This window comes from Paracoccus sp. 22332, from assembly GCF_052045125.1.
In the GTDB taxonomy this organism is placed as follows: Bacteria; Pseudomonadota; Alphaproteobacteria; order Rhodobacterales; family Rhodobacteraceae; genus Paracoccus; species Paracoccus haematequi_A.
Genome location: NZ_JBQEOI010000003.1, coordinates 197,303 through 223,334 on the forward strand (window position 1 = coordinate 197,303; position 26,032 = coordinate 223,334).

Consider the following 26,032-nt stretch of genomic DNA (forward strand, 5'->3'; position numbering starts at 1 on the left):
GCCCGATGACGGGCGCGCCGCCGCTGTTCTTCCACATCAGCCCGGACGGCTGTGGAGAGGCGCGGCTGGCCCGGATGTTCCGCGGCAACGGCCATGCCGCCGTCTGCCACGACCAGGGTCGCTTGGCCGAGGATATCCTGTTCGCGCGGGCCACCGGCGCCGATCCGCTGCGCCTCTGGCCGGGCGCGGTGCTGTTTTCGGGCCTTTACCGCGACGCTCCGCATTGGCGCCCTTTGTTGGAGGCGTGGCGGCAGTTCGGCTGGCTGGCCGACCGCTTTCCGCAGGCCCGCTTCATCTTGACCATCCGCGCGCCCCAGGACTGGATCCGGGACCGCTTGACCCGCGACGGGGGCGCCGCAGCGCGTTGCCATGCCCATCACCGTGGCTGCGCCCCCGCCGACCTGCCCCGGATATGGGAGGCCGACTGGCACGCCCATCTGGCGGCGGTGGATGCCGCCTTCGGCACCGATCCCCGGCTGATCCGCGTCGATCTGGACCGCGATTCGCCCCGCGACCTGGCAGAGAGGCTGGCACCGATCCTGCCCCTGCCGGATTCCGGATGGCCGCAGGACTGGTTCCCGGCGGATGGCCCGCCCGCCGATCCCGCCGTGCCCCGGGCCGCCCCGGCGGCGGAACGGGTCGATGACGCCTATGTCCAGGAGGTGGCTGATTTCTGCCTGGGCCACCGCGCGCCGGGCACCGGCCAGGACGGCGGGTTTTCGGAATATTTTTCCATCTGGGATGGCGGCGGTTCCGTCATCGACAGGAACGGCAACCCCCGGCGCATCGCCGTGCCGGACGGTCGCCTCGCCCTCGCCGCGCCCGACCGACATTTCAAGCTGATCCGGGCCGAAGGCGTCATCAACGACGCCCTGCACCTGGGCCGCCCGATGCCCCTGCGCATCGACATGGAGGATTCGCGGTGGTTCGGATCGCCGCAGGGCCAGCCGCTGGCCGCCCCCGTCCTGTGCCACAACCGCCGCACGGGCGCACGGAACGCGGTCCTGTGGCCCTTGCCCGACCAGCACGCCATCGGCCTGCCCGGCTTCGATCCCGATGCCGCGCCCGATCCGATCCCGTGGGAGGACAAGCTGGACCGGGTGGTCTGGCGGGGCATGATCTCGGGCAGCGAACGCACGGGCGGCGTCAAGCCCGGCCCGGCCTCCCACGTCTTTCTGCGCGACCTGGCGGCGGCGGGGGAAGACCCGACCCGGCGGCAGGCGGCCTGGGACCGGCTGTGCAACACCAACCGGCTGGCTCTCCTGCGGCAATGGTTCGGCCATCCCGACTTCGACCTGGGGGTGGTGATGGCTTGGGGGTTTCGCGACTTCGCCCGCGATCCGCTGCTGGCCCCCTATTGCGCGCCGCGCGAGGGGCGCGGATTCTTCCACCGCTTCCGCTATCAGCTGTGCATGACCGGCTATGACCACGGTTCGAACTTCATCCAGGCCATCGACGGGCAATCGGTCCTGCTGGCCGAGGAGGACGGGTGGGAGGTGTTCTATTCCGGCCGCTTTCAGGCATGGAAACACTATATCCCGCTGGAGCGCTATTGCGGCGACATCGCCGAAAAACTGGCCTGGGCACGGGAAAACCCCAGCGAATGCAAGGCCATGGCCGCCGCCGCGCGGGCCGAGGCCGCGCTGCTGCGCAAGCCCGCCACGCGGCGCGCGATCTTGGCGCGGATCCTCGACGGGCTGGCCGCGGCAGGGTAAGCCAAGGCGCAAGGAGAAACCCATGACCAGCATCCGCATCGAACCGATCACCGCCGAAGCCTTCGCCCCCTTCGGGGATGTCCTGACCCCGCGCGCGACCCCCGACCGCATGATCAACGCGGGCCGCTGCGAACGCCATCACGCGCTTGCCACCGTCGAGACCGGCGGGGGCGATGCGATCATCTCGATCTTCCGGTCGCAGGCGGTCAGCCTGCCCTATGACTGCACGCTGCTGGAACGCCATCCGCTGGGCAGCCAGGCCTTCATGCCGCTGGGGCAGGGGGCCTGGCTGTCTGTGGTGGCCCCCGACGATGGCGGCAAGCCCGGCCAGCCGCGCGCCTTCCTGGTGCCCGCGGGCACCGGCGTCAACCTGCGCGCGGGCGTCTGGCACGGGGTGCTGACGCCGCTGGACAGCCCGGCGGATTTCCTGGTGGTGGACCGGGAAGGCGCGGGCGTGAACCTTGAAGAGGTGACCATTCCCCCTGTAACCATCACCGCATGAGCCTGCCCGATTTCAGCTTCGAACGAACCGCCCTGGCCCGAGGCGCCCGCCATGTCGCGGGCGTGGACGAGGTCGGGCGCGGCCCGCTGGCCGGACCCGTCACCGCCGCCGCCGTGATCCTGGATCCCGCCAACATCCCCGACGGGCTGAACGATTCCAAGAAGCTGACCGCGAAACGCCGCGAAACCCTGGCCGCGTGGCTGGCCGCCAACTGCGATCACTGCATCGTCCATGTCGGCGTTGAAGATATCGACCGCCTGAACATCTATCACGCGGCCCATCTGGCGATGTGCATGGCGGTCGCGGGCCTGCGCCAGCGTCCCTGCCTTGTGCTGGTGGACGGCAACCGCATCCCCCGCGACCTGTCCTGCCCCGGAGAGGCGATCGTCCAGGGTGACGCGCGCTGCGTGACGATCGCCGCCGCGTCGATCCTGGCCAAGGTCGCGCGCGACCGGCTGATGGTGGATTTGGCGCAACAACATCCCGGCTATGGCTGGGAGGCGAATGCCGGTTACGCCACGCCCGCCCATAAACGCGCGCTGCTAGATCTGGGCGTCACCCCCTTTCATAGGCGTTCGTTCCAGCCGGTCCACAACATCTTGTGTAAAGACATGCAATCAACCCTTTGATTCAAAAAAGAAATTGACGCCGATTCGGGTCTGAATCATGTTAACGGGACACAGACCGGCCCAAGCCGGCACCACTCCCGAGGCAGAGATGATAAAGACCAAGGATCAGCGCATGGCAGCCGCGCGACCGTTACCCCTGAATCAAATCCTGGCAGGCGACTGCATCCAGGCGATGAACGCGCTTCCCGAAGCCAGCGTGGATCTGATCTTTGCCGATCCGCCCTACAACCTGCAACTGCGCGGCGACCTGCACCGACCCGACAATTCCAAGGTCGATGCCGTCGACGATCACTGGGACCAGTTCTCCAGCTTCGCCAGCTATGACGCCTTCACCCGCGACTGGCTGGCCGCCGCGCGCCGCCTTCTGAAACCGGACGGCGCGATCTGGGTCATCGGCAGCTATCACAACATCTTCCGCGTCGGCGCCGAGATCCAGAACCAGGGCTTCTGGATAATGAACGACGTGATCTGGCGCAAGTCGAACCCGATGCCGAATTTCCGGGGCAAGCGGCTGACCAACGCGCATGAAACGCTGATCTGGGCGGCGAAATCGGAATCGTCGAAATACACCTTCAACTACGAGGCGCTGAAATCGCTGAACGAAGGCGTCCAGATGCGGTCCGACTGGGTGCTGCCGATCTGCAACGGCGGCGAACGGCTGAAGGACGCGGCGGGCGACAAGGCCCATCCGACGCAGAAACCGGAATCGCTGCTGCACCGGGTCATCATCGGCACGACCAATCCCGGCGACGTGGTGCTGGATCCGTTCTTCGGCACCGGCACGACCGGCGCGGTCGCCAAGATGCTGGGCCGCGACTTCATCGGGATCGAGCGCGAGGAGGCCTATCGCGCGGTCGCCGAACGGCGGCTGTCCCGCATCCGCCGTCTGGATGCCGAGGCGCTGGCCACGACCCGCGCCAAACGCGCCGAACCGCGCATTCCCTTCGGCCAGGTGGTCGAACGCGGGATGCTGCGGCCGGGCGAGGAATTGTATTCCATGAACAACCGCCACAAGGCCAAGGTCCGCGCCGACGGGTCGGTGATCGGCAATGACGTGAAGGGGTCGATCCACCAGGTCGGCGCCGCACTGGAGGGCGCGCCCAGCTGCAACGGCTGGACCTATTGGTGCTACAAGCGCGAGGGCAAGATGATCCCCATCGACATCCTGCGCCAGCAGATCCGCGCCGAGATGGAAGGCGAGGTTTCCCGCCCCAACTGAGGCGTCACGGTTCGCCAGGTTCCCCCCAGGCTGCCGCCATCGAGGGGAACCCCCTTGCCCCGCCATCCACGCATGGCGGGGCCTTTTTAGGCCCTCGGCTCAGACCCAGGGCCGGGCCTGCGCCATCTGCGTTTCATAGCTTTCGATGCGGGGCGCCTTTTCCATGGTCAGCCCGATATCGTCCAGCCCGTTCAGCAGGCAATGCTTGCGGAACGGATCGACATCGAACTGGAACGCCACCCCATCCGATGTGGTGACGGTCTGGTTTTCCAGATCCACGGTCATCCGGGCATTGGCGCCCTTCTGGGCATCCTCCATCAGCACGTCCACGGCGTCCTGGGGCAGGACGATGGGCAGGATGCCGTTCTTGAAGCAGTTGTTGAAGAAGATGTCGGCGAAGCTGGTCGAGATCACGCAGCGGATCCCGAAATCCAGCAGCGCCCAGGGCGCGTGTTCGCGCGACGATCCGCAGCCGAAATTGTCCCCGGCCACGATGATCTCGGCCTGCCGGTAGGCCGGCTGGTTCAGCACGAAATCCGGCAGCTCGTTGCCCTCGCGGTCATAGCGCAGTTCGTCGAACAGGTTGACCCCCAGGCCCGACCGCTGGATCGTCTTGAGGAACTGTTTCGGGATGATCATGTCGGTGTCGATATTGACCAGCGGCATCGGCGCCGCGATCCCGGTCAGGGTGGTGAACTTGTCCATGATCGGGTTCCTTATGCGGGTTGGGCGGCGAATTCGCGGATGTCGACCAGATGGCCCGCCACCCCCGCCGCCGCCGCCATGGCGGGCGACATCAGATGGGTGCGGCCCTTGTAGCCCTGGCGCCCCTCGAAATTGCGGTTGCTGGTCGCGGCGCAGCGTTCGCCGGGGGCAAGCTGGTCGGGGTTCATGCCCAGGCACATCGAACAGCCCGCCAGGCGCCATTCGAAACCGGCCTCCTTGAAGATCGTGTCCAGCCCTTCCTCCTCGGCCTGGGCGCGGACCAGGCCCGAACCCGGCACCACCATGCCGCGCACGCCGGGGGCCAGCCTGCGGCCGCGCAGCACGTCGGCGGCGGCACGCAGATCCTCGATCCGGCCGTTGGTGCAGGATCCGATGAACACCGCGTCGATGGCGATGTCGGTCAGCCGGGTGCCGGGGGTCAGCCCCATGTAATCCAGTGACCGCCGCGCGGCCTCGACCTTGCCGCCGGTGAAATCCGACGGATCGGGAACGGTCGCGGTGATCGGCAGTGCGTCCTCGGGGCTGGTGCCCCAGGTCACGGTCGGGGCGATATCCTCGCCGCGCAGGGTGACGACCTTGTCCCAATGCGCGTCCTCGTCGCTGAACAGCGTCTTCCACCAGGCGACGGCGGCTTCCCATTGCGCGCCCTTCGGCGCGTGGGGACGGCCCTTGACGTAATCGAAGGTGGTCTGGTCGGGGGCGATCAGGCCCGCGCGGGCGCCGCCCTCGATGGCCATGTTGCAGATCGTCATGCGGCCTTCCATGGACAGGGCGCGGATCGCCTCGCCGCAATATTCGATGACATGGCCGGTGCCGCCCGCCGTGCCGGTCTGGCCGATGATCGCCAGCACCACGTCCTTGGCGGTGACGCCGGGGGCCAGGCGGCCCGTCACCTCGACCTTCATGTTCTTCGACTTCTTCTGGATCAGCGTCTGGGTGGCCAGCACATGCTCCACCTCGCTGGTGCCGATGCCGTGGGCCAGCGCGCCGAAGGCGCCATGCGTGGCGGTATGGCTGTCGCCGCAGACCACCGTCATGCCGGGCAGGGTCCAGCCCTGTTCGGGGCCGACGATATGGACGATCCCCTGGCGGATGTCGTTGACCGGGTAATAGACGACGCCGAATTCGCGGGCATTGCGGTCAAGCGCGTCGACCTGGATGCGCGATTCCTCGTTGTCGATGCCCTGTTCGCGGTCCCAGGTGGTCGGCACGTTGTGGTCGGGCACGGCGATGGTCCGTTCGGGGGCGCGGACGCTGCGGCCGGTCATGCGCAGCCCTTCGAAGGCCTGCGGGCTGGTCACTTCGTGGACCAGGTGGCGGTCGATATACAGAAGGCAGGTGCCGTCGTCCTGGCGGTCGACGACATGGGCATCCCAGATCTTGTCGTAAAGCGTCCGCGCGGCGGCGGATTGGGGTTCGGTGGTCATGGCTGTTTGGCTTTCGGCTGTGATGAGATCATGACGGACACGCGGCTGCGGCAGGACCGCAGCCCGTCACAGTCGCGCCGTCACGCAGTTTGCTTCGCCGAAGAATCGCGAGGGCAGGCGGGCGCGGTCATGGATGTCGAAATAGATGAACCCGGACATGCGCCTGTTCTAATCTTGTTTGCCCCTTGACGCAATATTGCCGACAAGCCCTGCTACAAGGACGGGAATCGGACCGGGAACATTGAGATGGCCTGAAAAGTTGCTATCTTTGATCCATCCCCTGCGCCGGGGGCGATCGGCGCGCTGACCGGAGGATTGAACCCTGTCACAAGACGTCTCGCCGGCCACGGGGCCGGCAGCGATCCCCGCGGCGCAGGATCTGACCAGCGACCAGATTCTTGACCGCATCCTGTCCTCGCTCGACGACGACAAGGCCGAGGACATCGTCACGATCGACCTGCGCGGCCGGTCGGCCATGGCGGATCACATGGTGATCGCATCGGGCCGCAGCGCGCGCCAGGTCGGCGCCATCGCCGAAAAGCTGGCCGAGCGGATGAAGCAGATCACCGGCCGCACCCCCCGGATCGAGGGCAAGGATACCGGCGACTGGGTGCTGATCGACACCGATGATGTCATCGTCCATGTCTTCCGCCCCGAAGTGCGCGAATTCTATCAGCTTGAGAAGATGTGGATGCCCGCAGACGCGCTCAGCCGCGGGCGCGACCAGGCCCGCCCCGCGCATTAGGCCGGGCGGGACGCCATGCGGATCGACATCGCCGCGGTCGGACGGCTGCGCAAAGGCCCCGAGGCGGCGATGGTGGCGGATTACCTCGACCGTTTCGCCAGGACCGGCCGCAGCCTTGGCCTGCCCCCCGTCACCCTCCACGAGGTCGAGGACAAGCGCGGCGGCGGCATGTCCGCCGAGGCTGAGCTTCTGTCCCGCGCCATCCCTCCGGGCGCGGCGCTTGTGGTGATGGACGAACGCGGCGAGCAGCCCACATCGCCGGACTTCGCGGGGCGGCTGGCGGGATACCGCGATCAGGCCCGCGATCTCTGTTTCGTGATCGGCGGCGCGGACGGGCTGGATCCGTCGCTGCGCGCCCGCGCCGACTGGCAGATCAGCCTGGGCCGGATGGTCTGGCCGCACATGCTGGTCCGCGTGATGCTGGCGGAACAGCTCTATCGCGCCGCCACCATCCTGGCCGGATCGCCCTATCACCGCGAATGATCTTCTTCTTTGCCCAAATATCCTCGGGGGGTCCGGGGGAAGAAGCGCCCCCGGCCTTGCGGTTGCCGCAAGCGCCGCACAAGCGTAACAAGGCGCAAACCATCCCCGAGGGACGATATGACGAAACCTGTGGTCCTGTGCATCCTTGACGGCTGGGGCATCTCCGACCGGCCCGAACAAAGCGCGCCCGACCAGGCGGCGACGCCGAATTTCGACCGGCTCATGCGCAGCTGCCCCCATGCCACGCTGACGACCTTCGGCCCCGACGTGGGCCTGCCGCGCGGCCAGATGGGCAATTCCGAGGTCGGCCACACCAATATCGGCGCGGGCCGCGTCGTCGCCATGGACCTGGGCCAGATCGACCTGGCGATCGAGGACGGCAGCTTCGTGGGCAACGAAGGGCTGGTCCGATTCGTGGAACGGCTGCGCGCGACCGGCGGCACGGCGCATCTGATGGGCATCGTCTCGGACGGCGGCGTGCATGGCCATGTGGTCCATGTCCAGGCCGCCGTCCGCGCCATCGCCGCCGCCGGGGTGCCGGTGGTGCTGCACGCCATCACCGACGGCCGCGACGTGCCGCCGCAATCGGCCATGGGCTTCGTCACCGAATTGCAGGGCAGCCTGCCCGAGGGGGCGCGGATCGGCACGGTGATCGGGCGCTATTACGCGATGGACCGCGACAACCGCTGGGAACGGATCGAGCGCGCCTATCGCGCCATCGTCGCGGGCCAGGGGGAACCCGCGCTGTCGGCCGATCTGGCCGTCACCATGGCCTATGCGCGCGGCGAGACCGACGAATTCATCCAGCCCTTCATCATCGACGGCTATAACGGCGCGATGGACGGGGACGGGTTCTTCTGCCTTAATTTCCGGGCCGACCGGGCGCGGGAGATCCTGACCGCCCTGGCCGATCCCGCCTTCGACCAGTTCGACACCGGAGACCGTCCCGAATGGGCGGCGCTGCTGGGCATGGTCGATTACAGCACCCGCCACGACGAATACATGACCGCCGCCTATCCCAAGCGGCAGGTGGTCAATACGCTGGGCGCCTGGGTCGCGGCCAAGGGCCTGCGCCAGTTCCGCCTGGCCGAGACCGAGAAATACCCCCATGTCACCTTCTTCCTGAACGGCGGCAAGGAAGCCCCCGAACCGGGCGAGGATCGTTTCATGCCCGCCAGCCCCAAGGTCGCGACCTATGACCTGGCACCCGAGATGGCCGCCGATCAGGTGGCCGACAAGCTGGTTCAGGTGATCGGCGCGGGCTATGACCTGATCGTGGTGAACTTCGCCAATCCCGACATGGTGGGCCATACCGGCAGCCTGCCCGCCGCCATGCTGGCCTGCGAGGCGGTGGATCGCGGCCTGGGCCGGATGCTGGAGGCGCTGGATCGCGTCGGCGGCGCGGCGGTGGTCTGCGCCGATCACGGCAATTGCGAAACCATGATCGACCCGGTGACCGGCGGACCGCATACCGCGCACACCACCAACCCGGTGCCGGTGATCGTCTATGGCGGTCCGGCAGGCGCGCGCCTGCGCAGCGGGCGGCTGGCCGATCTGGCGCCCACCGTCCTGGACCTGATGGGCCTCGACAAGCCCGCCGAGATGACCGGCGAAAGCCTGATCGAGACCGCATGAAGCTTCTCCGCTCTCTGGCGCTTGCCGCGCTGATCGCCGCGCCCGGATCGGCCCAGGAACCCCAGCCCTCGGTCACGGCCGCCGTGGCCGAGGCGCAGGACGCCGCCGCCCAGTTGCGCGCCGCCGTGGCCAAGCTGGCCGATGCGGTGTCCGCCGACGACCAGGTGACGGCCCTGACCGAGGTGATCCGGGGCTATGAGCTGGGGCTGTCCGCGCTGCGCGACGGGTTGCGCCAGGCCAGCGCGCGCGAGGCCGATCTGCGCGCCCGCTTCGAATCGCAGCGCGGGCGCCTGGCCTCGGTCCTGGGTGCGATGACGGCGCTGCAACAGGCGCCCGAAACCACCCTGCTGCTGCATCCGGCGGGGGCGCTGGCCAATGCGCGCTCTGGCATGGTCCTGACCGATGTCACCCCCGGCCTGCGGGCCGAGGCCGAACGGTTGCAGGACGACCTGGCCGAAATCGCCACCGTGCGCGACTTGCAGGCCGGCGCGGCACAGATGCTGGGCGCGGGGCTGGCATCCGTGCAGGAGGCGCGCCGGCTGCTGGCAAGCGCGGTCACCGACCGTTCCAGCCTGCCGGTCCGCTTCGCCGACGCGCCCGCCGAGTTGCAGAAGCTGCGCGACGCGGCGCAGTCGCTGGACGAATTCGCCGCCGGGGTCGCCAAGGTCCAGATGGATGTCGGCCCGCCGATGGAGGATTTCGAAGGCGCGCGCGGCGCCCTGCCGCTGCCGGTGGTGGGGACCATCCTGCGCCTTTACGACCAGCCCGATGCCGCCGGGGTCGAACGGCCCGGCTGGGTGATCGCCACGCCGCCCGCCGCCCTTGTCACCACCCCCTGGCCCGCCACCATCCGCTATCGCGGGCCGTTGCTGGATTACGGCAATGTGATGATCGTCGAACCCGCGCGCGGGTATCTTCTGGTCTTCGCGGGCATGTCGCAGGTGTTCGGAGAGGTGGGCGACGTGCTGCAAGCGGGCGATCCCCTGGGCCTGATGGGCGGGACCGAGGCGCCGGCGCAGGAATTCGGCGCGCAGTTCGTGACCGATGCCGCCATCGGCGGCAATGCAGGGCGGACCGAATCCCTGTATCTGGAATTGCGCAAGGGACAGGAAACTCTGGACCCGGCGGACTGGTTCGTGCTGAATCCCGTCGTGGAGCCTGAACAGGATTGAAGGCAGGAAAGGCCGTCATGAAACATTATCTGATCGCAGGGGTGGGCGGCGTTCTGGCCGGCGCGCTGTTGACCACCCAGATCGCAGGGCCGCTGGTGGCCCAGGAAACCGGCTCCAACGCCTCGATCTATGAACAGCTTGAACTGTTCGGCAACGTCTTCGAACGGGTCCGCGCCGATTACGTCGAGGCGCCCGACGACAAGGAACTGATCGAGGCCGCGATCAACGGCATGCTGACCTCGCTGGACCCGCATTCCAGCTTCCTGTCGGCCAACGATTACGAGGACATGCAGACCCAGACCCGCGGAAGCTTCGGCGGCCTGGGGATCGAGGTCAGCCAGGAGGAAGGGCTGGTCAAGGTCGTCTCGCCCATCGACGACACCCCCGCCGCCCAGGCGGGCGTCAAATCCGGGGACTTCATCACCCATGTGAACGGGGAATCGCTGATGGGCCTGACGCTGGATCAGGCCGTGGACATGATGCGCGGCCCCATCGGATCCGAGATCACCGTCACCATCCTGCGCGAGGGCGAGACCGAGCCGTTCGACCTGACCATGACCCGCGACACGATCAAGCTGACGGTCGTCAAGACCCGGATCGAGGGGAAATCGGTCGTCCTGCGCGTCTCGACCTTCAATGACGAGACCTATGAGACGCTGAAAACGGAACTGGACAAGGCGGTCAAGGAGGCAGGCGGCATCGACAAGGTGACCGGCTTCGTCCTGGATCTGCGCAACAATCCCGGCGGTTTGCTGAACCAGGCGATCAGTGTGTCCGACGCTTTCCTGGACGCGGGTGAAATCGTCAGCACCCGGGGCCGCAACCCCGAGGAAAGCGAACGCTGGAACGCCGAGCCGGGCGACCTGGCCCAAGGCAAGCCGATGGTCGTCCTGACCAATGGCGGTTCGGCCAGCGCGTCGGAAATCGTCGCGGGCGCCTTGCAGGATCACCGCCGCGCCATCGTGGTGGGGGAAAAGACCTTCGGCAAGGGGTCGGTCCAGACGGTGATGCCGGTCACGGCCGACAGCGCGATCCGGCTGACCACCGCGCGCTATTACACGCCGTCCGGCCGGTCGATCCAGTCGCTGGGCATCCAGCCCGACATCCTGGTGGCCCAGCCCTCGCCCCCGCCCGCCTCGGAAGAGGACGAGGAAGCGCCCCGCAGCCAGTCGAATTTCGGCCGGTCCGAGGCAGACCTGCGCGGCGCGCTGAACAACGATTCGGTCAGCGACGACGAAAAGCAGCAGATCGAACAGGAAGCCGCCGAGGTCGAGGCCACCGCCAAGCTGCGGCAAGAGGATTACCAGCTGGCCTATGCCGTGGACATCCTCAAGGGGCTCGCGGCGGTCGACTTCAAGGCTGGGCAGGTGCCCGCCGAGGCGACCCCCGCCGTGACCGGCGAGGGTTCGGGAACCGAAGGGACCGGGGCCTCGAACACGAATGGCTGACAGGCGCGCGGGACCGGGCGGGCTGCCCTATCGGCCTTGCGCGGGGGTGGTGCTGATCAATGCCGAGGGGCTGGTCTTCGCGGGCCAGCGCATCGACATGCCCGGCGCCTGGCAGATGCCCCAGGGCGGCATCGACAAGGGCGAGGATCCCCGCCAGGCCGCCCTGCGCGAACTGGCCGAGGAAACCGGCCTTCCCGCCGACAAGGTCGAGGTTCTGGGCGAAACCCCGGACTGGGTCTATTACGACCTGCCGCCCGAATTGCTGGGCAAGGTCTGGAAGGGCAAGTATGGCGGCCAGCGCCAGAAATGGGTGCTGATGCGGTTTTTGGGCCAGGACGCCGACATCCGCATCGACACCGACCACCCGGAATTCCAGGAATGGCGATGGATGCCCGCGGTGGCGCTGTTGGAGAACATCGTTCCGTTCAAGCGCGGGGTTTATGAGGAGGTGCTAGCGGCGTTCGAGGGATGGTTGCGCTGACGACGCCTCGGGGAGGTTGAGGTCTGCTTTGCGGACGAAGCGGCCGCTCGCCTCCATCACATCGTGTCAGGCAACTCGATCTCCGGTTGCTCAGCAGCGTCCACGAAGCGAACCCTGCGCAGTTCTTCGGAAGTTTCCTCGAAATGCCCGATATAGAATAAGTCGGCATAAAATTGTGACTTACTCACCTCTGCTCCTGCGACATGTGCTAGAGGAGGTTCTAGCCGGACCGGCCCGCCGCTTTTCTCGCAGGAGATACCATTCCCAGATACAAACGCTGGCGGGCTTATAGTGAAGTATATGCAGCCTCCTTGTCCTTCATGAAGAACATAAACCCCTGACTTGTGGGCATAGAGGTTCGACCCCCGCCACCAGCCGGTATCTGTTTGTAATTCGATCTCTTCACTGCCCTTGGGTCCACTTACAAGCAGAGAGCGATGCCAGTCACTCTGCAAGCTCCACATACCGCGGACGCTCATTTCCACTTCACCTCCATAAGGGAGTGACGCGGTTGCACGATGTGACTCGGGCGAGCAGCCAGCAACGAACGCTACTACAAGAACGTTGGTCGGGCGCATTCAGTTTGTCCTTGGCTCGATGTGGTTTAGGACGACATACGGGGCTCTGGAACGTCCGGTAAGGGCTCGGAACGACCACAGAAAAAGGGCGCCCTCCCGGACGCCCCGTTATCCCTCACCGCCGCAGCTGCCCCAGCAGGATCGAAGTCGGATAGCCGTCTGGGGTCACGCCGATGGACCGCTGGTAGGCCGCGACCGACTCCATCGTGGCCGAGCCGAACAGCCCGTCGATCTCGCCCTGGTAGAAGCCCTTGGCGCGCAGGCGCTGCTGGATTTCCTGCCGCTCGCCCGTGGACAGCGGGCGGTCGTTCCTAGGCCACGAACCCTGGATGCCCGGACGCCCGGCGATGCGTTCGCCCAGGAAGGCTACGCCAAGCGCGTAGTTGTCGGAATTGTTGTAGCGCAGGATCGACCGGAAATTGTCCAGGATCAGGAAGGCCGGACCGTTCGCGCCGGCCGGCATGATGATCGACCCGTTGCCGCCCGGCAGCGCGCCGCCGCCGATCCGGCGCACGCCTTGCGCGGCCCAGTCCGACCGCCGTGTGCCCTTGCCGATCAGCCCCATGTTGAAGCCCGGCGGCAGCTGCACCTCGGCCCCCCAGGGCTGGCCCGGCACCCAGCCGTTGCGGCGAAGATAGTTCGCCGTCGAGGCCAGCGAATCGGTCGGATCCTCGGACCAGATGTCGCGGCGGCCGTCGCCGGTGAAATCGACCGCGTAATCCAGATAGGAGGTGGGCATGAACTGGGTATGGCCCATCGCGCCCGCCCAGGAACCCAGCATGTGTTCGGGATCGGTATCGCCCGCTTGCAGGATCCGCAGCGCGGCGATCAGCTGGTTCTGGAACATCTCGCCCCGGCGGCCGTCATAGGCCAGCGTCGCCAGCGACGGGATGATCTGCATCTTGCCGCGATTGGCGCCGAAATTCGATTCCATTCCCCAGACGGCCAGCACGATCTCGCGCGGGACGCCATAGCGCGCCTCGATCGCCGACAGGGTGCCCGACAGTTGCGCGGCCTTTTGCCGCCCGGTGGTGACGCGCACGTCCGACACGGCGCTGTCCAGATACAGCCAGACGGGGCGGCTGAACTCGGCCTGCTTGCGGTCGAGGCGGATCACGTCGGGGTTGTAGCGGGCTATGCGCATGGCCCGGTCATAGGTCGCGGGCGACACGCCCGAGGCGAGCGCGCGGGGCCGGAAGGACTGCACGAAGCGTTGCAGCCCGGCCTCGTCCCCGGCGGATGCGGCGGGGATCGGCGCGGGGGTGACGGGACCGCCGCCCGACATGCCGCCGGGCGCGCGGTTCATCGGCGTGGCGCAGGACGCCAGCGCGCCCACCAGGGCGGTGGTCAGGAAGATGCGGGAAAAGCTCATGGGGATCGCCTGTTCGTGACTGCTTCGATTGTTGTTGTGAAGCAGCGTAACAAACCCGGTCCGCCTTGGGTAGGCCCGCGCGGGCTAATGCAGCATGTCGTCAGCGTCGCCCTCGCAGCCTTTGAAGAAGGGCTGCATCTGCGCGATGATGACCGAGTTTTCGTCCAGGGCACGCTGCATCAGGGCGCGTTCGTCCGCGTCGATCTCGTGCCCCTCGGCCAGCCGTTCTTCCAGCGTGCCGTAGCCGGTCACGTCCAGCGGCGCCAGATCCGCCTGTTTCAGGATGGCGACGGTTTCACGCACCGCCTCGGCCTCGTCCCCGCCCGCAGCATAGCAGATCAGCGCCGCGCCGGTCGATCCGGCGGGCAGGCCGTCGTCCTTGCTGCGGCCCACCTCGACCAGAAGGGTATAGACGTTCATGCGGGCCTCCATGATGATCGGTCCTGCAACAACACGGCTGGCGCCAAAGCGCAAGACGCCTGGCGCAGGGGGACATGGGACATGAGCAAGAGCCTGGCGCGGGTCAGGGCCGCCCTTGACGGGGCGGGCGTCGCGGTGGAGATCCTGGAGATGGCGGACAGCACCCGCACCGCGGCCGAGGCCGCGCAGGCGGCGGGCTGCCAGGTGGACCAGATCGCCAAGTCGATCATCTTCCGGGGCGAGGCGTCCGGCCATGCGGTCCTGTTCCTGACCGCAGGCGGCAACCGTGTCGATCCGGCAAAGGCGACGGCGGTCGCGGGCCAGCCCCTGGGCAAGGCCGACGCCGCCCTGATCCGCGAGGAAACCGGCTTCGCCATCGGCGGCGTGGCCCCGGTCGGGCATCTGAAGCCGGTGGCCGCCTTCTTCGACCCGCGCCTGCTGGAATTCGACCGCGTCTGGGCGGCTGCGGGCACGCCACGCCACATCTTCGCCATCGTCCCGCAGGTGCTGCTGGACCTGACCGGGGCGACGCTGGCGGATTTCACGGGCTGAGCAGGCGGTCCATCAGCGGGCTGTCCGGCCGCTCCAACCCCTCGATCACGTCGAAATGGTGGCGTCCCGGTTCGACCACACAGTCGGTTGCGCTGCCCAGGCCCGCCCAGATGTCGGCCAACAGCCGGGCTTGGCGGAGGAATTCCGGCCGCTCCATCCCGCCGACCCAGGTCGTGACGGGAACGCCGGGGCGGGGCGTCAGCAGGGCCGGGCTTTCGGATGCCGCCTGCGCCGGATCCAGCCGCAGCCTGTCGTTCATCGCCGTGCGCAGCAGCGGGCGCAGGTCCGAAATGGGCGAAATCGGGACGCATCCCGTCACCCGCGCCGCCACCGAATCGGGCAGGGTGGCGTCGTCGCAGATCATCCGCGCGGCCAGATGCCCGCCCGCCGAATGGCCGGTCAGGACGATGGGCCCGCCGATGCGCCCGGCGGCCTCGGCGATGGCGGCGGCGACCTGATGCACCATCTGCGCGATCCGGGCCTGGGGCGCCAGGGTATAACCGGGCAGGGCCGCCGCCCAGCCGCGCGCCAAGGCGGCCTCCGCCAGATGCGACCACAGATCGGGCGTCGTTTCCATCCAGTAGCCGCCGTGGACGAAGACCATCAGGCCCCGCGCGGGTCCATTGGGGCGGAACAGGTGGCCCCGGCCCAGGGCCTGGGGCGGGTGGGCGTCGCGGAATCGGGCGGAGGCGTCCTGCCAGCGGGCAAAGAAGCCCTCGCCCTGCGGAATATGGACGGTATTGGCATAGGCGTCGTCCCAATCGGTGACGTGATACAGCATCCTGCCCTCTCTTTCGCGCAGCAAAGGCTGCTGCTAGCCTGCGGTCAAGAGGGAGAGGACCATGACCGATTTCGCCGCCACCCGTCGCGCCTTCCACCTGCCGCAGGGCATCACCTATCTGGACGGAAATTCGCTGGGACCGATGCCGGTGGCGGCCAGGGACCGCGTGGCCCGGATGATGGCCGACGAATGGTCCGAGATGCTGATCACCGGCTGGAACAAGGCGGGCTGGTATGTCCAGCCGCGCCGCGTCGGCGACCGCATTGCCCGGCTGATCGGCGCGGGGCCGGGGCAGGTGGTGATGGGCGACACACTGTCGATCAAGGTGTTCCAGGCGCTCAGCGCCGCGTTGCGGCTGCGCCCCGGCCGTCGGGTGATCCTGTCGGACAGCGGCAATTTCCCGTCGGATCTCTATGTCGCGCAGGGCCTGGCCCAGGCGGTCGGGGCCGAATTGCGCGTGGTCCCGCCCGAGGATGTCGAGGCCGCGATCACCCCCGACTTGGCCGTCCTGATGCTGACCGAAGTGGATTACCGCACCGGGCGGCGCCACGACATGGCCGCGCTGACCGCCCGTGCGCATCAGGCGGGCGCCCTGGCGGTCTGGGATCTGGCGCATTCGGCGGGGGCGGTGGATGTGGACCTGACCGGCGCGGATGCCGATTTCGCGGTGGGCTGCACCTATAAATACCTGAACGGCGGGCCGGGGGCGCCCGCCTTCATCTGGACCCATCCGCGCCATGCCGATGCCGCCCAGCCGATCCTGCAAGGCTGGATGGGCCATGACGCGCCCTTCGCCTTCGACTTGGACTATCGCCCGGCGTCGGGGATCGAGCGGATGCGCGTCGGCACCCCTCCGGTGATCGCGCTGACCGCGCTGGATGCCGCCCTGGATGTCTGGGAGGGGGTCGGCCTGGCCGATCTGCGCGCGCGGTCCATCGACCTGACCCAGGCCTTCGTCGCCGGGGTCGAGGCCCGCTGCCCGGACGTGACGCTGAACTCGCCGCGTGATCCGGCCCGGCGCGGGTCGCAGATCGGCTTTCGCCATCCCCAGGCCTATGCGGTCATGCAGGCGCTGATCGCGGCGGGCGTGGTGGGCGATTTCCGCGCCCCGGACGTGCTGCGTTTCGGCTTCGCGCCGCTGTATAACGACCTGGACGATGTGGAACGGGCGGTCGACACGCTGGCCCGCGTGTTGCGCGACGGCATCTGGGATGATGAAAAGTTTCGGCAGAAGGCCGCGGTGACGTAAAGGCAGGGGGCTTCCCTTGGCGCCGATTGTAAAGCAGACATGTCATATTTCGATAGGGCATTTGATGGGCATCTGGCGGTTGGCATGGGGTATTGCGGTTGCGGGATTGTCGGCTTTTCCGGCAGTTGCGCAAAATGCCCTGTTGCGTGTCGAGATGGTCGCGGCCCGCGAGCAGCCGGTGCAGATCGACCTGCAACTGTCGGGCAGCCTGACCGCCGCCGACAGCGTGCAGATGAGCTTTCGCCAGCCCGGACGCGTGACCCGCGTGCTGGTGGACGAAGGCGACCGCGTGACCGAGGGCCAGGAACTGGCGCGCCTGGATTCGGTCCAGCAGGATCAGGCCCTGCATGTGGCCCAGGCGGGTCTGGATGCCGCCCGCGCGGGACTGGCGCAAGCCCGCCTGGCCAGCGAACGGGCCAATGCCCTGCTGGCACGCGGCGTCGGCACCCGCGCCGCCCGCGACGACGCCCTGCGCGCCCTGTCCGAGGCCCAAGGCTCTGTCGAACGCGCTGAAAGCACCCTGGACCAGGCCCGCCGCGCGGTCGAGGATACGGTGATGCGGGCGCCTCAGGATGCGGTCGTCACGGCCCGCGACATGGCCCCCGGCCTGGTCGTGGGCGCCGCGCAGGCGGTCCTGACCCTGGCCACGCTGGACGGGCTGGAGGCCGTGTTCAACGCCCCCGACCATCCCGCCCTGGACAGCGCGATGGGCACGGTGGTGCGGCTGGACACCCTGGACATCGACCGCCCCCAGATGCGGGGCACCGTGTCCGAGATTTCGCCGCTGGTCGACCCGGCCTCGGGGACGGTGGCGATGCGGGTCCGAATCGACGATGTGGCCGCCGATACCGCGCTGCTGGGGGCGGCGGTGCGGGGGCATGTGGATATCGCCGTGGACCGGGGCATCGCGGTGCCCTGGACGGCGCTGATGCGCGACGGCGACAGGCCCGCCGTCTGGCGCGTCGATGACGACAGCCGCGTCAGCCTGGTGCCCGTGACCATCGCACAGTTCGCCGACGGCCTGGTCTATCTTTCGGACGGGATCGCTGCGGGGGATATGGTGGTCGGCGCGGGTTCTCAGCTTCTTTATCCCGGACGGCAGGTCCAGCAGGCCAAGGTCTTGCCATGATCCGGCCGACAGTCCCGCTTGCCGCCTTCTTCCTGGTCCTGGCCGCGCCCGCCGGGGCGCTGGATCTGCCCCGATGGCTGGATTTCAGCTCTTATGCCGAAAATGCCGCCCCGATCCGTCCCGTCGTGTCCGAGATCGTCGAGGATCGCGGCCAGGACGCGCGGTGGATCCCCGGCGTGGTGGCGTCGCGCACGCAGGTGACGATGGCGTTCCAGACGTTGGGCCGGATGGTGTCGCGCCCCGTCGATCTGGGCGACCGGGTCCGGCAGGGCGACGTTCTGGCGAACCTTGCGGCCGAGGATCTGGAGGCGACCACCCGCGCCGCCGAGGCCGCCCTGGCCGCGGCCGAGGTTCAGCGCGACACCGCCCGCCTGACGCTGGAACGGGTCGAGGCCCTGGCGGCCCGCAACGTCGCCAGCGCGGCGCAACTGGAACAGGCCCAACGCGCCGCCACCGCAGCCGAGGCCGGGGCTGAACAGGCGAGGTCTGCCTTGGTGCAGGCGCGCGATTCCCAAGGGTATGCCCGGATGACCGCGCCGTTTTCGGGCGTCGTCAGCGCGGTTTACGAGGCCCCCGGCAGCGTGCTGGGCGCGGGAACGCCGGTCCTGCAACTGTCGGCGGAAGACCAGCGCGAGGCGGTGATCGACCTGCCCGAATCGGCGCTTGCGGGCCTTCCCGACGATGCCGTCTTCACCCTGTGGCAGCGCACCGACCCCGACCGCCAGGTGCAGGCCGTGCTGGACCGGATCGACCCCGTGGCCGACATGGCGACCCGCACCCGCAGGCTGTACCTGACCCTGCCGCCCGACGCGCCGTTCCGCCTGGGCGCACTGATCCGCGCGCGGCTGGGCAGCGCCAGCGAACCCGCGCTTATGCTGTCCCAGGCGGCGATCTTCCTGCGCGACGGCGCCCCCCATGTCTGGCGCGTGATCCGAACCGAGGGCGGCGCCCATGTCGAGGCGGTTCCCGTCACCCCCAGCGGCGCCTTCCAGGGCCGCGTCCTGATCGGCGCGGGACTGTCCCCCGGCGACGAGGTGGTGATCCGAGGCGTCAATTCGCTGACCGACGGCCAGGCCGTCGGCGAAAGGGTCCATCCGTGAAGCGTTTCAACCTGTCCGACTGGGCGCTGAACCATCGCAGCTTCGTGTGGTTCCTGCTGATCGTCTCGCTGGTGGCGGGGACGCTCAGCTATAACAACCTGGGGCGAGAGGAAGACCCGAACTTCACTATCAAGATCATGGTGATCAGCGCCGCCCTGCCCGGCGCCACGGTGGACGAGACGCTGACCCAGGTCACCACGCGCATCGAAAAGAAGCTCGAGGAACTGGACGAGCTTTACTTCACCCGATCCGTCACCATGCCGGGCCAGGCGGTCGTCTATCTGGAACTGCTGCCCACCACGCGCGGCCCCAAGGTGCCCGAGATCTGGAAGCGCGTGCGCGAGATGATGTCCGACATCCGCCCCGAATTCCCGCAGGAATTCGCGGGCTTCCAGTTCAACGACGATTTCGGCGATGTGTTCGGCAACATCTATGCCTTCACCGCCGACGGATACAGCCCGCGCGAATTGCGCGACCGGGTGGAACGCATCCGCAAGCAGGTGGCGGGGCTGGACGCCGCCGGCAAGACCGAACTGCTGGGCGAACAGAAAGAGCAGATCTTCCTGGAATTCTCGGCCGCGCGGCTGGCGGCCCTGGGTCTCAACCAGCAGCAGGTGATCGCCACGCTGGCCCAACAGAACGCCATCCTGCCCTCGGGGGTGATCCAGGCGGGACCGGAACAGGTGCTGGTCCGCGTCGGCGGGCAGTTCGCAGACGCCCAGTCCATCGCCGCCGTCAACCTGCGGGTTGGGGAACGGTTCTTCAACCTGGGCGACGTGGCCACCGTCACCCGAGGCTACGAGGATCCGCCGCAATCGCTGTTCCGATACAACGGCAAGCCCGCCATCGGCTTGCAGGTCGGGATGCGCGACGGCGAGAACATCCTGGAATTCGGCAAGGAACTGGACGCGCTGATGGAGCGCGTCGCGGCCGGGCTGCCCATCGGGATCGAAATGGCCAAGGTCGCCGATCAGCCGCAGGTGGTCGATCACGCGGTCGGCCATTTCGTGAAGGCGCTGGCCGAGGCCGTGCTGATCGTGCTGGTCGTCAGCTTCGTCAGCCTGGGCTTCCGCGCCGGTTTCGTCGTGACGCTGACCATCCCGCTGGTGCTGGCGATTACCTTCGTGATCCTGGAACTGTACGGCATCACCTTGCAGCGCATCTCGCTGGGGGCGCTGATCATCGCGCTTGGCCTCTTGGTCGACGACGCGATGATCGCCATCGAGACGATGATATCGCGCCTGGAAATCGGCGAATCGCTGGAAAGCGCGGCCAGCTATGCCTGGACCTCGATCGCCTTCCCGATGCTGACCGGAACGCTGGTCACGGTGGCGGGCTTCATTCCCATCGGGCTGAACAGTTCGGCGGCGGGGGAATTCACCTTTTCGCTGTTCGTGGTCATCGCGGTGTCGCTGGTCGTGTCCTGGATCGTGGCGGTGCTGTTCGCGCCGCTGTTGGGCGTGACCCTGCTGCGCCCCCATGCGGTCCACCACGAACCCCGGCCCGGCTGGCTGCGCCGCCGCTTTCACGGGCTGCTGCTGTGGTCCATGCATCACAAATGGATCGTGATCGCGGTCACGCTGGCCCTGTTCGCGCTGTCCGTCTGGGGGATGCGCTTCGTCGAACAGCAGTTCTTCCCGACCTCGGACCGGACCGAGATCCTGGTCGACATCGCGGAACGCCAGAACGCGTCGATCGCCAAGACGCGCGCGGACATGGACCGGCTGGAACAGATCCTGGCCGGCAATGACGACGTGCTGTTCTGGACATCCTATGTCGGCAGCGGGGCGCCGCGCTTCGTGCTGGCGATGGATGTGCCGACGCCAGGGCCGTATATGGGCCAGATCGTCATCCAGACCCCGGATCTGGCCGCGCGCGACCGGCTGAAGGCGCTGCTGATGGACCGGGCGGCGCAGGATTTCGCGGGGGTCGACATCTATGTCAAGAACCTGGAAATCGGCCCTCCGGTCGGCAAGCCCGTGCAGTACCGCATCAGCGCCCCCGATCCCGACGCCGCCCGCGACGCCGCGCGCGACCTTGCCGCCGTGCTGGCGAAAGAGCCGCGCCTGCGCGACATCTCGATGGACTGGAACGAACCGGCGCGGGCGGTGCGCCTGGAAATCGACCAGGACCAGGCGCGCCGTCTGGGCGTCACCACGCAAGAGGTCGCCGAAACCCTGTCGGCGCTGTTCTCGGGCACGACGATCACCCAGCTTCGCGACGACATCTTCCTGATCGACGTGGTCGGGCGAGGCGAGGCGGACGACCGCACCTCGATCGAATCGATCCGCAACCTGCAAATCCGCCTGCCCAACGGAGAGGGCACGCCGCTGGTCTCGATCGTGACGCTGGATTACGTCACCGAACAGCCGCTGATCGCGCAGCGCAACGGCCTGCCGACCGTGACCGTCAAGGCGGCGGTGTCCACCAAGGACCAGCCCGCGACCCTGGTCGACGCCCTGGCCCCGGCGGTGGCGGAATTCCAGGCTGGCCTGCCGCCCGACGTGACCATCACCGTGGGCGGCACGGTCGAGACTTCGGCCGACAGCCAGGAACCCATCGCCGCGGTGGTGCCCGTCATGCTGCTGATCATGGCGCTGCTGGTGATGGCACAGATGCAAAGCTTCCGGCTGTCGCTGATCGTCTTTGCCGCCGCGCCGCTGGGCCTGATCGGGGTGGTCGCGGTGCTGGTGCCCTTCGGCGTGCCGATGGGCTTTGTCGCGATCCTGGGGATCCTGGCGCTGATCGGCATCCTGATCCGCAACTCGGTGATCCTGGTCCATGAGATCCAGGAACTGCTGCACAAGGGCCGCAGCCCGTGGCAGGCCGTGTTCGAGGCGTCCGACAGCCGCGCCCGGCCGATCCTGCTGACGGCGGCTGCGGCATCGCTGGCGCTGATCCCGATTTCTCGCCAGGTGTTCTGGGGACCGATGGCCTTTTCGATGATGGGCGGCATCATCGCGGGGACGCTGATCACGCTGGTCTTCGTGCCCGCGCTGTATTGCGCGGTGATGCGGGTCAGGCCGGATCCGGCCTGACGCCGGATCCCGGGCGGCCGCGCCGCCGCTCAGTCCAGGTCGGGGAAGAACTTGTCCGAGGTCGTGAAGATCTCGCAGCCCGTCGCCGTCACGCCGATGGCATGTTCGAACTGCGCCGACAGAGACTTGTCGCGGGTCACGGCGGTCCAGTCGTCGGCCAGAACCTTGGTTTCCGGGCGGCCCAGGTTGATCATGGGTTCGATGGTGAAGAACATGCCTTCCTCCAGCACCGGGCCTTTGCCGGGGCGGCCGAAATGCAGCACGTTCGGCGGCGCGTGGAAGACCCGGCCCAGCCCATGGCCGCAGAAGTCGCGCACCACCGACATGCCGCGCCCTTCGGCATAGGACTGGATCGCGGCGCCGATGTCGCCGAAGGTGGCGCCGGGGCGCACGGCCTCGATTCCCTTCATCAGCGCGTCATGCGTGACCTGGATCAGCCGCTTGGCCTTGATCGGCGCCTTGCCCGCCACATACATGCGGCTGGTGTCGCCATACCAGCCGTCGACGATCACCGTCACGTCGATGTTCAGGATGTCGCCATTGGCCAGCACCTTGTCGCCCGGAATGCCGTGGCAGACGACATGGTTCACGCTGATGCAGCTGGCATGTTCATAGCCGCGATAGCCGATGGTGGCGGAGGTGACGCCCAGTTCCGTCACCCGGCGGGTGATGAAATCGTCAAGCGCGCCGGTGGTGACGCCCGGCCGGACCAGCGGCCCCACCTCGTCCAGGATCTGCGACGCGACGGCCCCGGCCTTGCGCATTCCCGCAAAATCCTCTCGCGCGTGGATGCGGATGCCTTCCTTGGTGATATGGCTCTGGTCCATCGGTGATCCTTTCGTCTGGCCGCATAGATAGACCCGGATGATCCCTTGTTCCAGCCCCGCGCGTGCGCATAGATGCAGGCAAGCACAGGTTTCAGGGGACGAAACGATGCAATCCGACAATCCGACGGCGGCGATCCTGGTGATCGGGGACGAAATCCTGTCGGGCCGTACGCGCGAGGGCAATGCCCATCACCTGGCCCAGGTGCTGTCCGCGACCGGCTTCGACCTGCGCGAAATCCGCGTCGTGGCCGACGATCACGACCGCATCGTCGCGGCGATCCGCGCCCTGGACGGCAGCCTGGGCGGGGATTACGATCTGCTGTTCACATCGGGCGGGATCGGGCCGACCCATGACGACATCACCGCCGATGCCGTGGCCGCTGCCCATGGCACCACGGTCGAGATCCATCCCCAGGCGCGCGCGATCCTGCAAGCCCGCTGCGACCGGATGGGAACCGAGCTGACCGAAAACCGCCTGCGCATGGCGCGCATCCCGGTCGGGGCCACGCTGATCGACAACGCGGTGTCGGGGGCGCCGGGCTTTTCCATCGGCAACACCCATGTGATGGCGGGCGTGCCCGAGGTGTTCCGGGGCATGGTGGACTGGCTGATCCCGCGCCTGTCGGGCGGGCGCCCCGTCCAGTCCCAAAGCGTCGAGGTGCGGCGCGGCGAAAGCGACGTGGCCGAGGATCTGAAGGCCGTCGCCGACGGCTTTCCCGACCTGTCGCTGGGATCCTATCCTTTCCAGGACCAGTCCGGCTGGGGCACGAACCTGGTGGTGCGCGGCCTTGACGCGGATCGCGTCGCCCAGGCGATGGCGGCGCTGAAAGACCGGCTGGGCCTGTGATGGACACCGCCCTGGCCCAGGCGTTCGAAAAAACCTGGCCCGCCGCCGATCACGCGGATGCCGGGGGGTTCCGCGTGGGCCGTGGCCTGGGGGCGGGCGGGCGGGTCAGTTCGGCGCGTGCGATGGGCGCATGGTCGCCCGACGACTTTGCCGGGGTCGAGGCGATCCATCGGGGCTGGGGCCAGCAGCCGATGTTCCGTGTGCCGGACAGCGACACCGCCCTGGCCGATGCCCTGGCCGCTGCCGGATACCGGCGGGATTCCCCTACCGCGATCATGCAGGCGCCGGTCGCCGCGCTGACGGGCGATCCGATTCCCCCCGTGACCACCTTCGCGGTCTGGCCGCCGCTGGCCATTCAGCGCGACATCTGGTCGGCGGGAAACATCAATCCGGCGCGGCAGGCGGTGATGGACCGGGTGGCGGGGCCGAAGACCGCGATTCTGGGGCGCATGGATGACCGTGCGGCAGGGGCGGCCTTCGCGGCGATCCATGGCGATGTGGTCATGGTCCATGCCGTCGAGATTCTGCCCGCCTTTCGCCGCCGGGGCATGGCGGGCTGGATGGTTCGCCAGGCGGCGATCTGGGCTGCCGGGCAGGGCGCGATCCGCATCGGCCTGGCCGTCAGTCGGGACAATGCGGGCGCATGGGCGACCTGGAACCGGCTGGGCTTCACCGAGGTCGCCGGTTACGCCTATTACGCGCGTTCGTCATAGCGCCGCGCGCAGGCTGGCGGCGATCAGGCCCGGCACCTCGGGCGCAAGGCCGATGGGGGGCAGGCGCGGGCCGGTGAACCCCGCCTGATCCAGCGCCGCAGGCAGGTCGTCCAGGACATGGTCCGCCCGCAGCGCGAACAGCGGCAGGCTGACCGCGCGCGCCAGCCCCCGCGCGGCATCGGCTATGAAGGGCTCTTGTTCGACAAAGCCGGTGACAACGCGGGCGAAATGCGGGGCGACGGTTTCGGCAAGCGCGGTGGTGATGGTGAAGGACGCCTGCGACCGCTGCGATCCATGCGCCGTCAGCAGCAGCACCGTGTCCTGCGATGACCAGCCTTGGGTCGCGGCTGCGGCACGGGCCTGGGACACGATCAGACCGGGCAGGGCCGGATCGGTGCCGAAGGGGCGCAGAACCAGCGTGGCGCCTGCACCCGCCTGAGCCAGCCGTCGGGGCAGTTCGGTGCGGGTGAACCAGCCCTCGGCCATGAACATCGGATAGATCAGGCTGTCGTCATCCGCCACCGCCGCCAGCGCGCCGGGCATCGCCAAGGTCGCGCCCGCGACCGCGCAGCCGGGATCGCAGGCGGCAACACGGGCGGCCAGATCCTCGACGGCCCGCTGCTGCGGGCCGGGATCGCCGGGCTGGCCATGAGAGACGATGACGGCCTTCATTGCCGGAAATACAAGGCCAGTTCGTCCGGCATGGGAAATTCCCGCAGCGCGCGGGCGCGGCCTTCGGGCGACATTTTCCGGGCGGTCTTCTCGATGATCTTCGGGAGGTTCTTGTCGGCATGCTCGGCCATGAAATCGCCCAGATACCAGCGGATGAAGGTGAAGCAGATCACGTCCTCCAGCGCCTGCACCTGATCGTCGCGCTTGAGTCCCTGCTTGGTCAGCATCTTGCGGGCCTGGGCGATGTCGTCTTCCGCGTAGCCCGCGTCGGCCATGATCCCGGCGATGCGGTCGGCGTGTCGGCGGCCCTGTTCCTGGCGCCATTGCAGATAGCCCGCCCGGTCCATCGGATAGGCATCGCGCGGCAGCAGCCAGCGTTCGATATGCTGGCCCCGGCAGGCGATCCGCAGCGCGTCCGAGGCGTCGGGAAACAGGTGCTGCTGCTGCTCGGTCATTCGCTGGCCGTAAAGCAGGTTGGCGGGCTTGCCGTCCTCCAGGTTCGGATCCCGGGCATTGGCGGCGTCGATGGCCTGAAAGGCGTGATCCAGTCGGGTTGTCATGGGCGCGTCCTT

At 68.0% G+C, this 26,032-nt stretch carries 26 protein-coding genes; 17 read left to right on the forward strand and 9 right to left on the reverse strand.

Translation table 11 applies throughout. The features are described from left to right. Positions 1 to 5 precede the first annotated feature (5 nt). The 4 genes from ACTJI6_RS04955 to ACTJI6_RS04970 all read left to right on the forward strand — a co-directional run bounded on the left by ACTJI6_RS04955 (position 6) and on the right by ACTJI6_RS04970 (position 4,065). Positions 6 to 1,715, forward strand: a complete 1,710-nt coding sequence (locus ACTJI6_RS04955) for a glycosyl transferase family 90 (protein WP_440798369.1) — start codon at positions 6 to 8, stop codon at positions 1,713 to 1,715. 22 nt (positions 1,716 to 1,737) lie between these two features. Next, positions 1,738 to 2,217: an ureidoglycolate lyase gene (locus ACTJI6_RS04960; RefSeq protein WP_440798371.1), complete on the forward strand. Its 480-nt coding sequence runs from the start codon at positions 1,738 to 1,740 to the stop codon at positions 2,215 to 2,217. After that, positions 2,214 to 2,846, forward strand: a complete 633-nt coding sequence (locus tag ACTJI6_RS04965; RefSeq protein WP_440798373.1) for a ribonuclease HII — start codon at positions 2,214 to 2,216, stop codon at positions 2,844 to 2,846. The genes ACTJI6_RS04960 and ACTJI6_RS04965 overlap by 4 nt, the downstream gene beginning before the upstream one ends. A 112-nt stretch (positions 2,847 to 2,958) precedes the next feature. Then, positions 2,959 to 4,065: a site-specific DNA-methyltransferase gene (locus ACTJI6_RS04970; RefSeq protein WP_126153018.1), complete on the forward strand. Its 1,107-nt coding sequence runs from the start codon at positions 2,959 to 2,961 to the stop codon at positions 4,063 to 4,065. Positions 4,066 to 4,164: 99 nt separating this feature from the next. Here the strand turns inward: ACTJI6_RS04970 and leuD are convergent, their stop codons facing one another. Together leuD and leuC are read right to left on the reverse strand one after the other, a co-directional pair. Continuing rightward, the gene (leuD, locus tag ACTJI6_RS04975) at positions 4,165 to 4,770 is read right to left on the reverse strand and encodes a 3-isopropylmalate dehydratase small subunit (protein WP_126153017.1); all 606 of its coding nucleotides are present in this window, start codon (positions 4,768 to 4,770) and stop codon (positions 4,165 to 4,167) included. 11 nt (positions 4,771 to 4,781) lie between these two features. After that, positions 4,782 to 6,218, reverse strand: a complete 1,437-nt coding sequence (gene leuC, locus ACTJI6_RS04980; RefSeq protein ID WP_440798376.1) for a 3-isopropylmalate dehydratase large subunit — start codon at positions 6,216 to 6,218, stop codon at positions 4,782 to 4,784. 361 nt (positions 6,219 to 6,579) lie between these two features. Here leuC and rsfS point away from each other — a divergent pair, with 361 nt between their 5' ends. The 6 genes from rsfS (at position 6,580) to ACTJI6_RS05010 (ending at position 12,182) form a co-directional block, all read left to right on the forward strand. Then, entirely contained in the window at positions 6,580 to 6,963 is a 384-nt protein-coding gene (gene rsfS / locus ACTJI6_RS04985; protein ID WP_126153015.1) for a ribosome silencing factor, read from the forward strand. Between the two features lie 15 nt (positions 6,964 to 6,978). Further along, positions 6,979 to 7,446, forward strand: coding sequence for a 23S rRNA (pseudouridine(1915)-N(3))-methyltransferase RlmH (rlmH, locus tag ACTJI6_RS04990; protein WP_440798378.1), 468 nt, complete (start codon positions 6,979 to 6,981; stop codon positions 7,444 to 7,446). Between the two features lie 117 nt (positions 7,447 to 7,563). Continuing rightward, the gene (gene gpmI / locus ACTJI6_RS04995) at positions 7,564 to 9,081 is read left to right on the forward strand and encodes a 2,3-bisphosphoglycerate-independent phosphoglycerate mutase (protein ID WP_440798380.1); all 1,518 of its coding nucleotides are present in this window, start codon (positions 7,564 to 7,566) and stop codon (positions 9,079 to 9,081) included. Continuing rightward, the gene (locus tag ACTJI6_RS05000) at positions 9,078 to 10,253 is read left to right on the forward strand and encodes a murein hydrolase activator EnvC family protein (protein WP_440798382.1); all 1,176 of its coding nucleotides are present in this window, start codon (positions 9,078 to 9,080) and stop codon (positions 10,251 to 10,253) included. Before gpmI ends, ACTJI6_RS05000 begins: the two co-directional genes overlap by 4 nt. A gap of 17 nt (positions 10,254 to 10,270) precedes the next feature. Beyond that, positions 10,271 to 11,701 (forward strand): S41 family peptidase, encoded by a 1,431-nt coding sequence (locus ACTJI6_RS05005; RefSeq protein ID WP_440798384.1) that lies wholly within the window; start codon positions 10,271 to 10,273, stop codon positions 11,699 to 11,701. After that, on the forward strand, positions 11,694 to 12,182 hold the full coding sequence (locus ACTJI6_RS05010) for an RNA pyrophosphohydrolase (RefSeq protein WP_440798386.1): 489 nt from the start codon (positions 11,694 to 11,696) through the stop codon (positions 12,180 to 12,182). Before ACTJI6_RS05005 ends, ACTJI6_RS05010 begins: the two co-directional genes overlap by 8 nt. 56 nt (positions 12,183 to 12,238) lie before the next feature. On the opposite strand, the gene ACTJI6_RS05015 is transcribed toward ACTJI6_RS05010, so the two are convergent. From ACTJI6_RS05015 to ACTJI6_RS05025, 3 genes are all read right to left on the reverse strand, one after another. Then, entirely contained in the window at positions 12,239 to 12,760 is a 522-nt protein-coding gene (locus ACTJI6_RS05015; protein ID WP_440798388.1) for a hypothetical protein, read from the reverse strand. Positions 12,761 to 12,875: 115 nt separating this feature from the next. Then, positions 12,876 to 14,132, reverse strand: a complete 1,257-nt coding sequence (locus tag ACTJI6_RS05020; RefSeq protein WP_440798390.1) for a lytic murein transglycosylase — start codon at positions 14,130 to 14,132, stop codon at positions 12,876 to 12,878. Between the two features lie 84 nt (positions 14,133 to 14,216). Next, on the reverse strand, positions 14,217 to 14,552 hold the full coding sequence (locus ACTJI6_RS05025; protein WP_440798392.1) for a hypothetical protein: 336 nt from the start codon (positions 14,550 to 14,552) through the stop codon (positions 14,217 to 14,219). Between the two features lie 81 nt (positions 14,553 to 14,633). On the opposite strand from ACTJI6_RS05025, the gene ACTJI6_RS05030 reads away from it, so the two are divergent. Then, positions 14,634 to 15,104 (forward strand): YbaK/EbsC family protein, encoded by a 471-nt coding sequence (locus ACTJI6_RS05030; RefSeq protein ID WP_440798394.1) that lies wholly within the window; start codon positions 14,634 to 14,636, stop codon positions 15,102 to 15,104. On the opposite strand, the gene ACTJI6_RS05035 is transcribed toward ACTJI6_RS05030, so the two are convergent. Further along, positions 15,094 to 15,885 (reverse strand): alpha/beta hydrolase, encoded by a 792-nt coding sequence (locus ACTJI6_RS05035; protein WP_440798396.1) that lies wholly within the window; start codon positions 15,883 to 15,885, stop codon positions 15,094 to 15,096. The genes ACTJI6_RS05030 and ACTJI6_RS05035 overlap by 11 nt on opposite strands. Positions 15,886 to 15,946: 61 nt before the next feature. On the opposite strand from ACTJI6_RS05035, the gene kynU reads away from it, so the two are divergent. The 4 genes from kynU to ACTJI6_RS05055 all read left to right on the forward strand — a co-directional run bounded on the left by kynU (position 15,947) and on the right by ACTJI6_RS05055 (position 22,401). Then, complete coding sequence (gene kynU / locus ACTJI6_RS05040; protein ID WP_440798398.1) at positions 15,947 to 17,134, forward strand: kynureninase; 1,188 nt, start codon at positions 15,947 to 15,949, stop codon at positions 17,132 to 17,134. Between the two features lie 142 nt (positions 17,135 to 17,276). Next, on the forward strand, positions 17,277 to 18,263 hold the full coding sequence (locus ACTJI6_RS05045; protein ID WP_440798400.1) for an efflux RND transporter periplasmic adaptor subunit: 987 nt from the start codon (positions 17,277 to 17,279) through the stop codon (positions 18,261 to 18,263). Next, the gene (locus tag ACTJI6_RS05050; RefSeq protein ID WP_440798402.1) at positions 18,260 to 19,363 is read left to right on the forward strand and encodes an efflux RND transporter periplasmic adaptor subunit; all 1,104 of its coding nucleotides are present in this window, start codon (positions 18,260 to 18,262) and stop codon (positions 19,361 to 19,363) included. Before ACTJI6_RS05045 ends, ACTJI6_RS05050 begins: the two co-directional genes overlap by 4 nt. Continuing rightward, positions 19,360 to 22,401 carry an efflux RND transporter permease subunit gene (locus tag ACTJI6_RS05055; protein ID WP_440798404.1) on the forward strand — a complete coding sequence of 1,014 codons (3,042 nt, stop codon included), beginning with the start codon at positions 19,360 to 19,362 and terminating at the stop codon, positions 22,399 to 22,401. Before ACTJI6_RS05050 ends, ACTJI6_RS05055 begins: the two co-directional genes overlap by 4 nt. A 29-nt stretch (positions 22,402 to 22,430) precedes the next feature. Here ACTJI6_RS05055 and map read toward each other — a convergent pair whose 3' ends face one another. Then, positions 22,431 to 23,228: a type I methionyl aminopeptidase gene (gene map, locus ACTJI6_RS05060; protein ID WP_440798406.1), complete on the reverse strand. Its 798-nt coding sequence runs from the start codon at positions 23,226 to 23,228 to the stop codon at positions 22,431 to 22,433. A 106-nt stretch (positions 23,229 to 23,334) separates the two neighbouring features. On the opposite strand from map, the gene ACTJI6_RS05065 reads away from it, so the two are divergent. Beyond that, positions 23,335 to 24,075 carry a competence/damage-inducible protein A gene (locus ACTJI6_RS05065; protein WP_440798409.1) on the forward strand — a complete coding sequence of 247 codons (741 nt, stop codon included), beginning with the start codon at positions 23,335 to 23,337 and terminating at the stop codon, positions 24,073 to 24,075. After that, positions 24,075 to 24,788 carry a GNAT family N-acetyltransferase gene (locus ACTJI6_RS05070; RefSeq protein ID WP_440798411.1) on the forward strand — a complete coding sequence of 238 codons (714 nt, stop codon included), beginning with the start codon at positions 24,075 to 24,077 and terminating at the stop codon, positions 24,786 to 24,788. The genes ACTJI6_RS05065 and ACTJI6_RS05070 overlap by 1 nt, the downstream gene beginning before the upstream one ends. On the opposite strand, the gene ACTJI6_RS05075 is transcribed toward ACTJI6_RS05070, so the two are convergent. Both ACTJI6_RS05075 and ACTJI6_RS05080 read right to left on the reverse strand, forming a co-directional pair. Further along, on the reverse strand, positions 24,783 to 25,460 hold the full coding sequence (locus ACTJI6_RS05075; protein ID WP_440798413.1) for a CbiX/SirB N-terminal domain-containing protein: 678 nt from the start codon (positions 25,458 to 25,460) through the stop codon (positions 24,783 to 24,785). The genes ACTJI6_RS05070 and ACTJI6_RS05075 overlap by 6 nt on opposite strands. Further along, positions 25,457 to 26,020 carry a DUF4202 domain-containing protein gene (locus tag ACTJI6_RS05080; protein WP_126154146.1) on the reverse strand — a complete coding sequence of 188 codons (564 nt, stop codon included), beginning with the start codon at positions 26,018 to 26,020 and terminating at the stop codon, positions 25,457 to 25,459. The genes ACTJI6_RS05075 and ACTJI6_RS05080 overlap by 4 nt, the downstream gene beginning before the upstream one ends. Positions 26,021 to 26,032: the final 12 nt, after the last annotated feature.

Bases quoted from the DNA above. Each gene is read 5' to 3' on its own strand.
- ACTJI6_RS04955 (WP_440798369.1), top strand. From the start codon at position 6: ATGACGGGCGCGCCGCCGCTGTTCTTCCACATCAGCCCGGACGGCTGT.
- ACTJI6_RS04960 (WP_440798371.1), top strand. From the start codon at position 1,738: ATGACCAGCATCCGCATCGAACCGATCACCGCCGAAGCCTTCGCCCCC.
- ACTJI6_RS04965 (WP_440798373.1), top strand. From the start codon at position 2,214: ATGAGCCTGCCCGATTTCAGCTTCGAACGAACCGCCCTGGCCCGAGGC.
- ACTJI6_RS04970 (WP_126153018.1), top strand. From the start codon at position 2,959: ATGGCAGCCGCGCGACCGTTACCCCTGAATCAAATCCTGGCAGGCGAC.
- leuD (WP_126153017.1), bottom strand. From the start codon at position 4,770: ATGGACAAGTTCACCACCCTGACCGGGATCGCGGCGCCGATGCCGCTG.
- leuC (WP_440798376.1), bottom strand. From the start codon at position 6,218: ATGACCACCGAACCCCAATCCGCCGCCGCGCGGACGCTTTACGACAAG.
- rlmH (WP_440798378.1), top strand. From the start codon at position 6,979: ATGCGGATCGACATCGCCGCGGTCGGACGGCTGCGCAAAGGCCCCGAG.
- gpmI (WP_440798380.1), top strand. From the start codon at position 7,564: ATGACGAAACCTGTGGTCCTGTGCATCCTTGACGGCTGGGGCATCTCC.
- ACTJI6_RS05000 (WP_440798382.1), top strand. From the start codon at position 9,078: ATGAAGCTTCTCCGCTCTCTGGCGCTTGCCGCGCTGATCGCCGCGCCC.
- ACTJI6_RS05005 (WP_440798384.1), top strand. From the start codon at position 10,271: ATGAAACATTATCTGATCGCAGGGGTGGGCGGCGTTCTGGCCGGCGCG.
- ACTJI6_RS05010 (WP_440798386.1), top strand. From the start codon at position 11,694: ATGGCTGACAGGCGCGCGGGACCGGGCGGGCTGCCCTATCGGCCTTGC.
- ACTJI6_RS05015 (WP_440798388.1), bottom strand. From the start codon at position 12,760: ATGCGCCCGACCAACGTTCTTGTAGTAGCGTTCGTTGCTGGCTGCTCG.
- ACTJI6_RS05020 (WP_440798390.1), bottom strand. From the start codon at position 14,132: ATGAGCTTTTCCCGCATCTTCCTGACCACCGCCCTGGTGGGCGCGCTG.
- ACTJI6_RS05025 (WP_440798392.1), bottom strand. From the start codon at position 14,552: ATGAACGTCTATACCCTTCTGGTCGAGGTGGGCCGCAGCAAGGACGAC.
- ACTJI6_RS05030 (WP_440798394.1), top strand. From the start codon at position 14,634: ATGAGCAAGAGCCTGGCGCGGGTCAGGGCCGCCCTTGACGGGGCGGGC.
- ACTJI6_RS05035 (WP_440798396.1), bottom strand. From the start codon at position 15,885: ATGCTGTATCACGTCACCGATTGGGACGACGCCTATGCCAATACCGTC.
- kynU (WP_440798398.1), top strand. From the start codon at position 15,947: ATGACCGATTTCGCCGCCACCCGTCGCGCCTTCCACCTGCCGCAGGGC.
- ACTJI6_RS05050 (WP_440798402.1), top strand. From the start codon at position 18,260: ATGATCCGGCCGACAGTCCCGCTTGCCGCCTTCTTCCTGGTCCTGGCC.
- map (WP_440798406.1), bottom strand. From the start codon at position 23,228: ATGGACCAGAGCCATATCACCAAGGAAGGCATCCGCATCCACGCGCGA.
- ACTJI6_RS05065 (WP_440798409.1), top strand. From the start codon at position 23,335: ATGCAATCCGACAATCCGACGGCGGCGATCCTGGTGATCGGGGACGAA.
- ACTJI6_RS05070 (WP_440798411.1), top strand. From the start codon at position 24,075: ATGGACACCGCCCTGGCCCAGGCGTTCGAAAAAACCTGGCCCGCCGCC.
- ACTJI6_RS05075 (WP_440798413.1), bottom strand. From the start codon at position 25,460: ATGAAGGCCGTCATCGTCTCTCATGGCCAGCCCGGCGATCCCGGCCCG.
- ACTJI6_RS05080 (WP_126154146.1), bottom strand. From the start codon at position 26,020: ATGACAACCCGACTGGATCACGCCTTTCAGGCCATCGACGCCGCCAAT.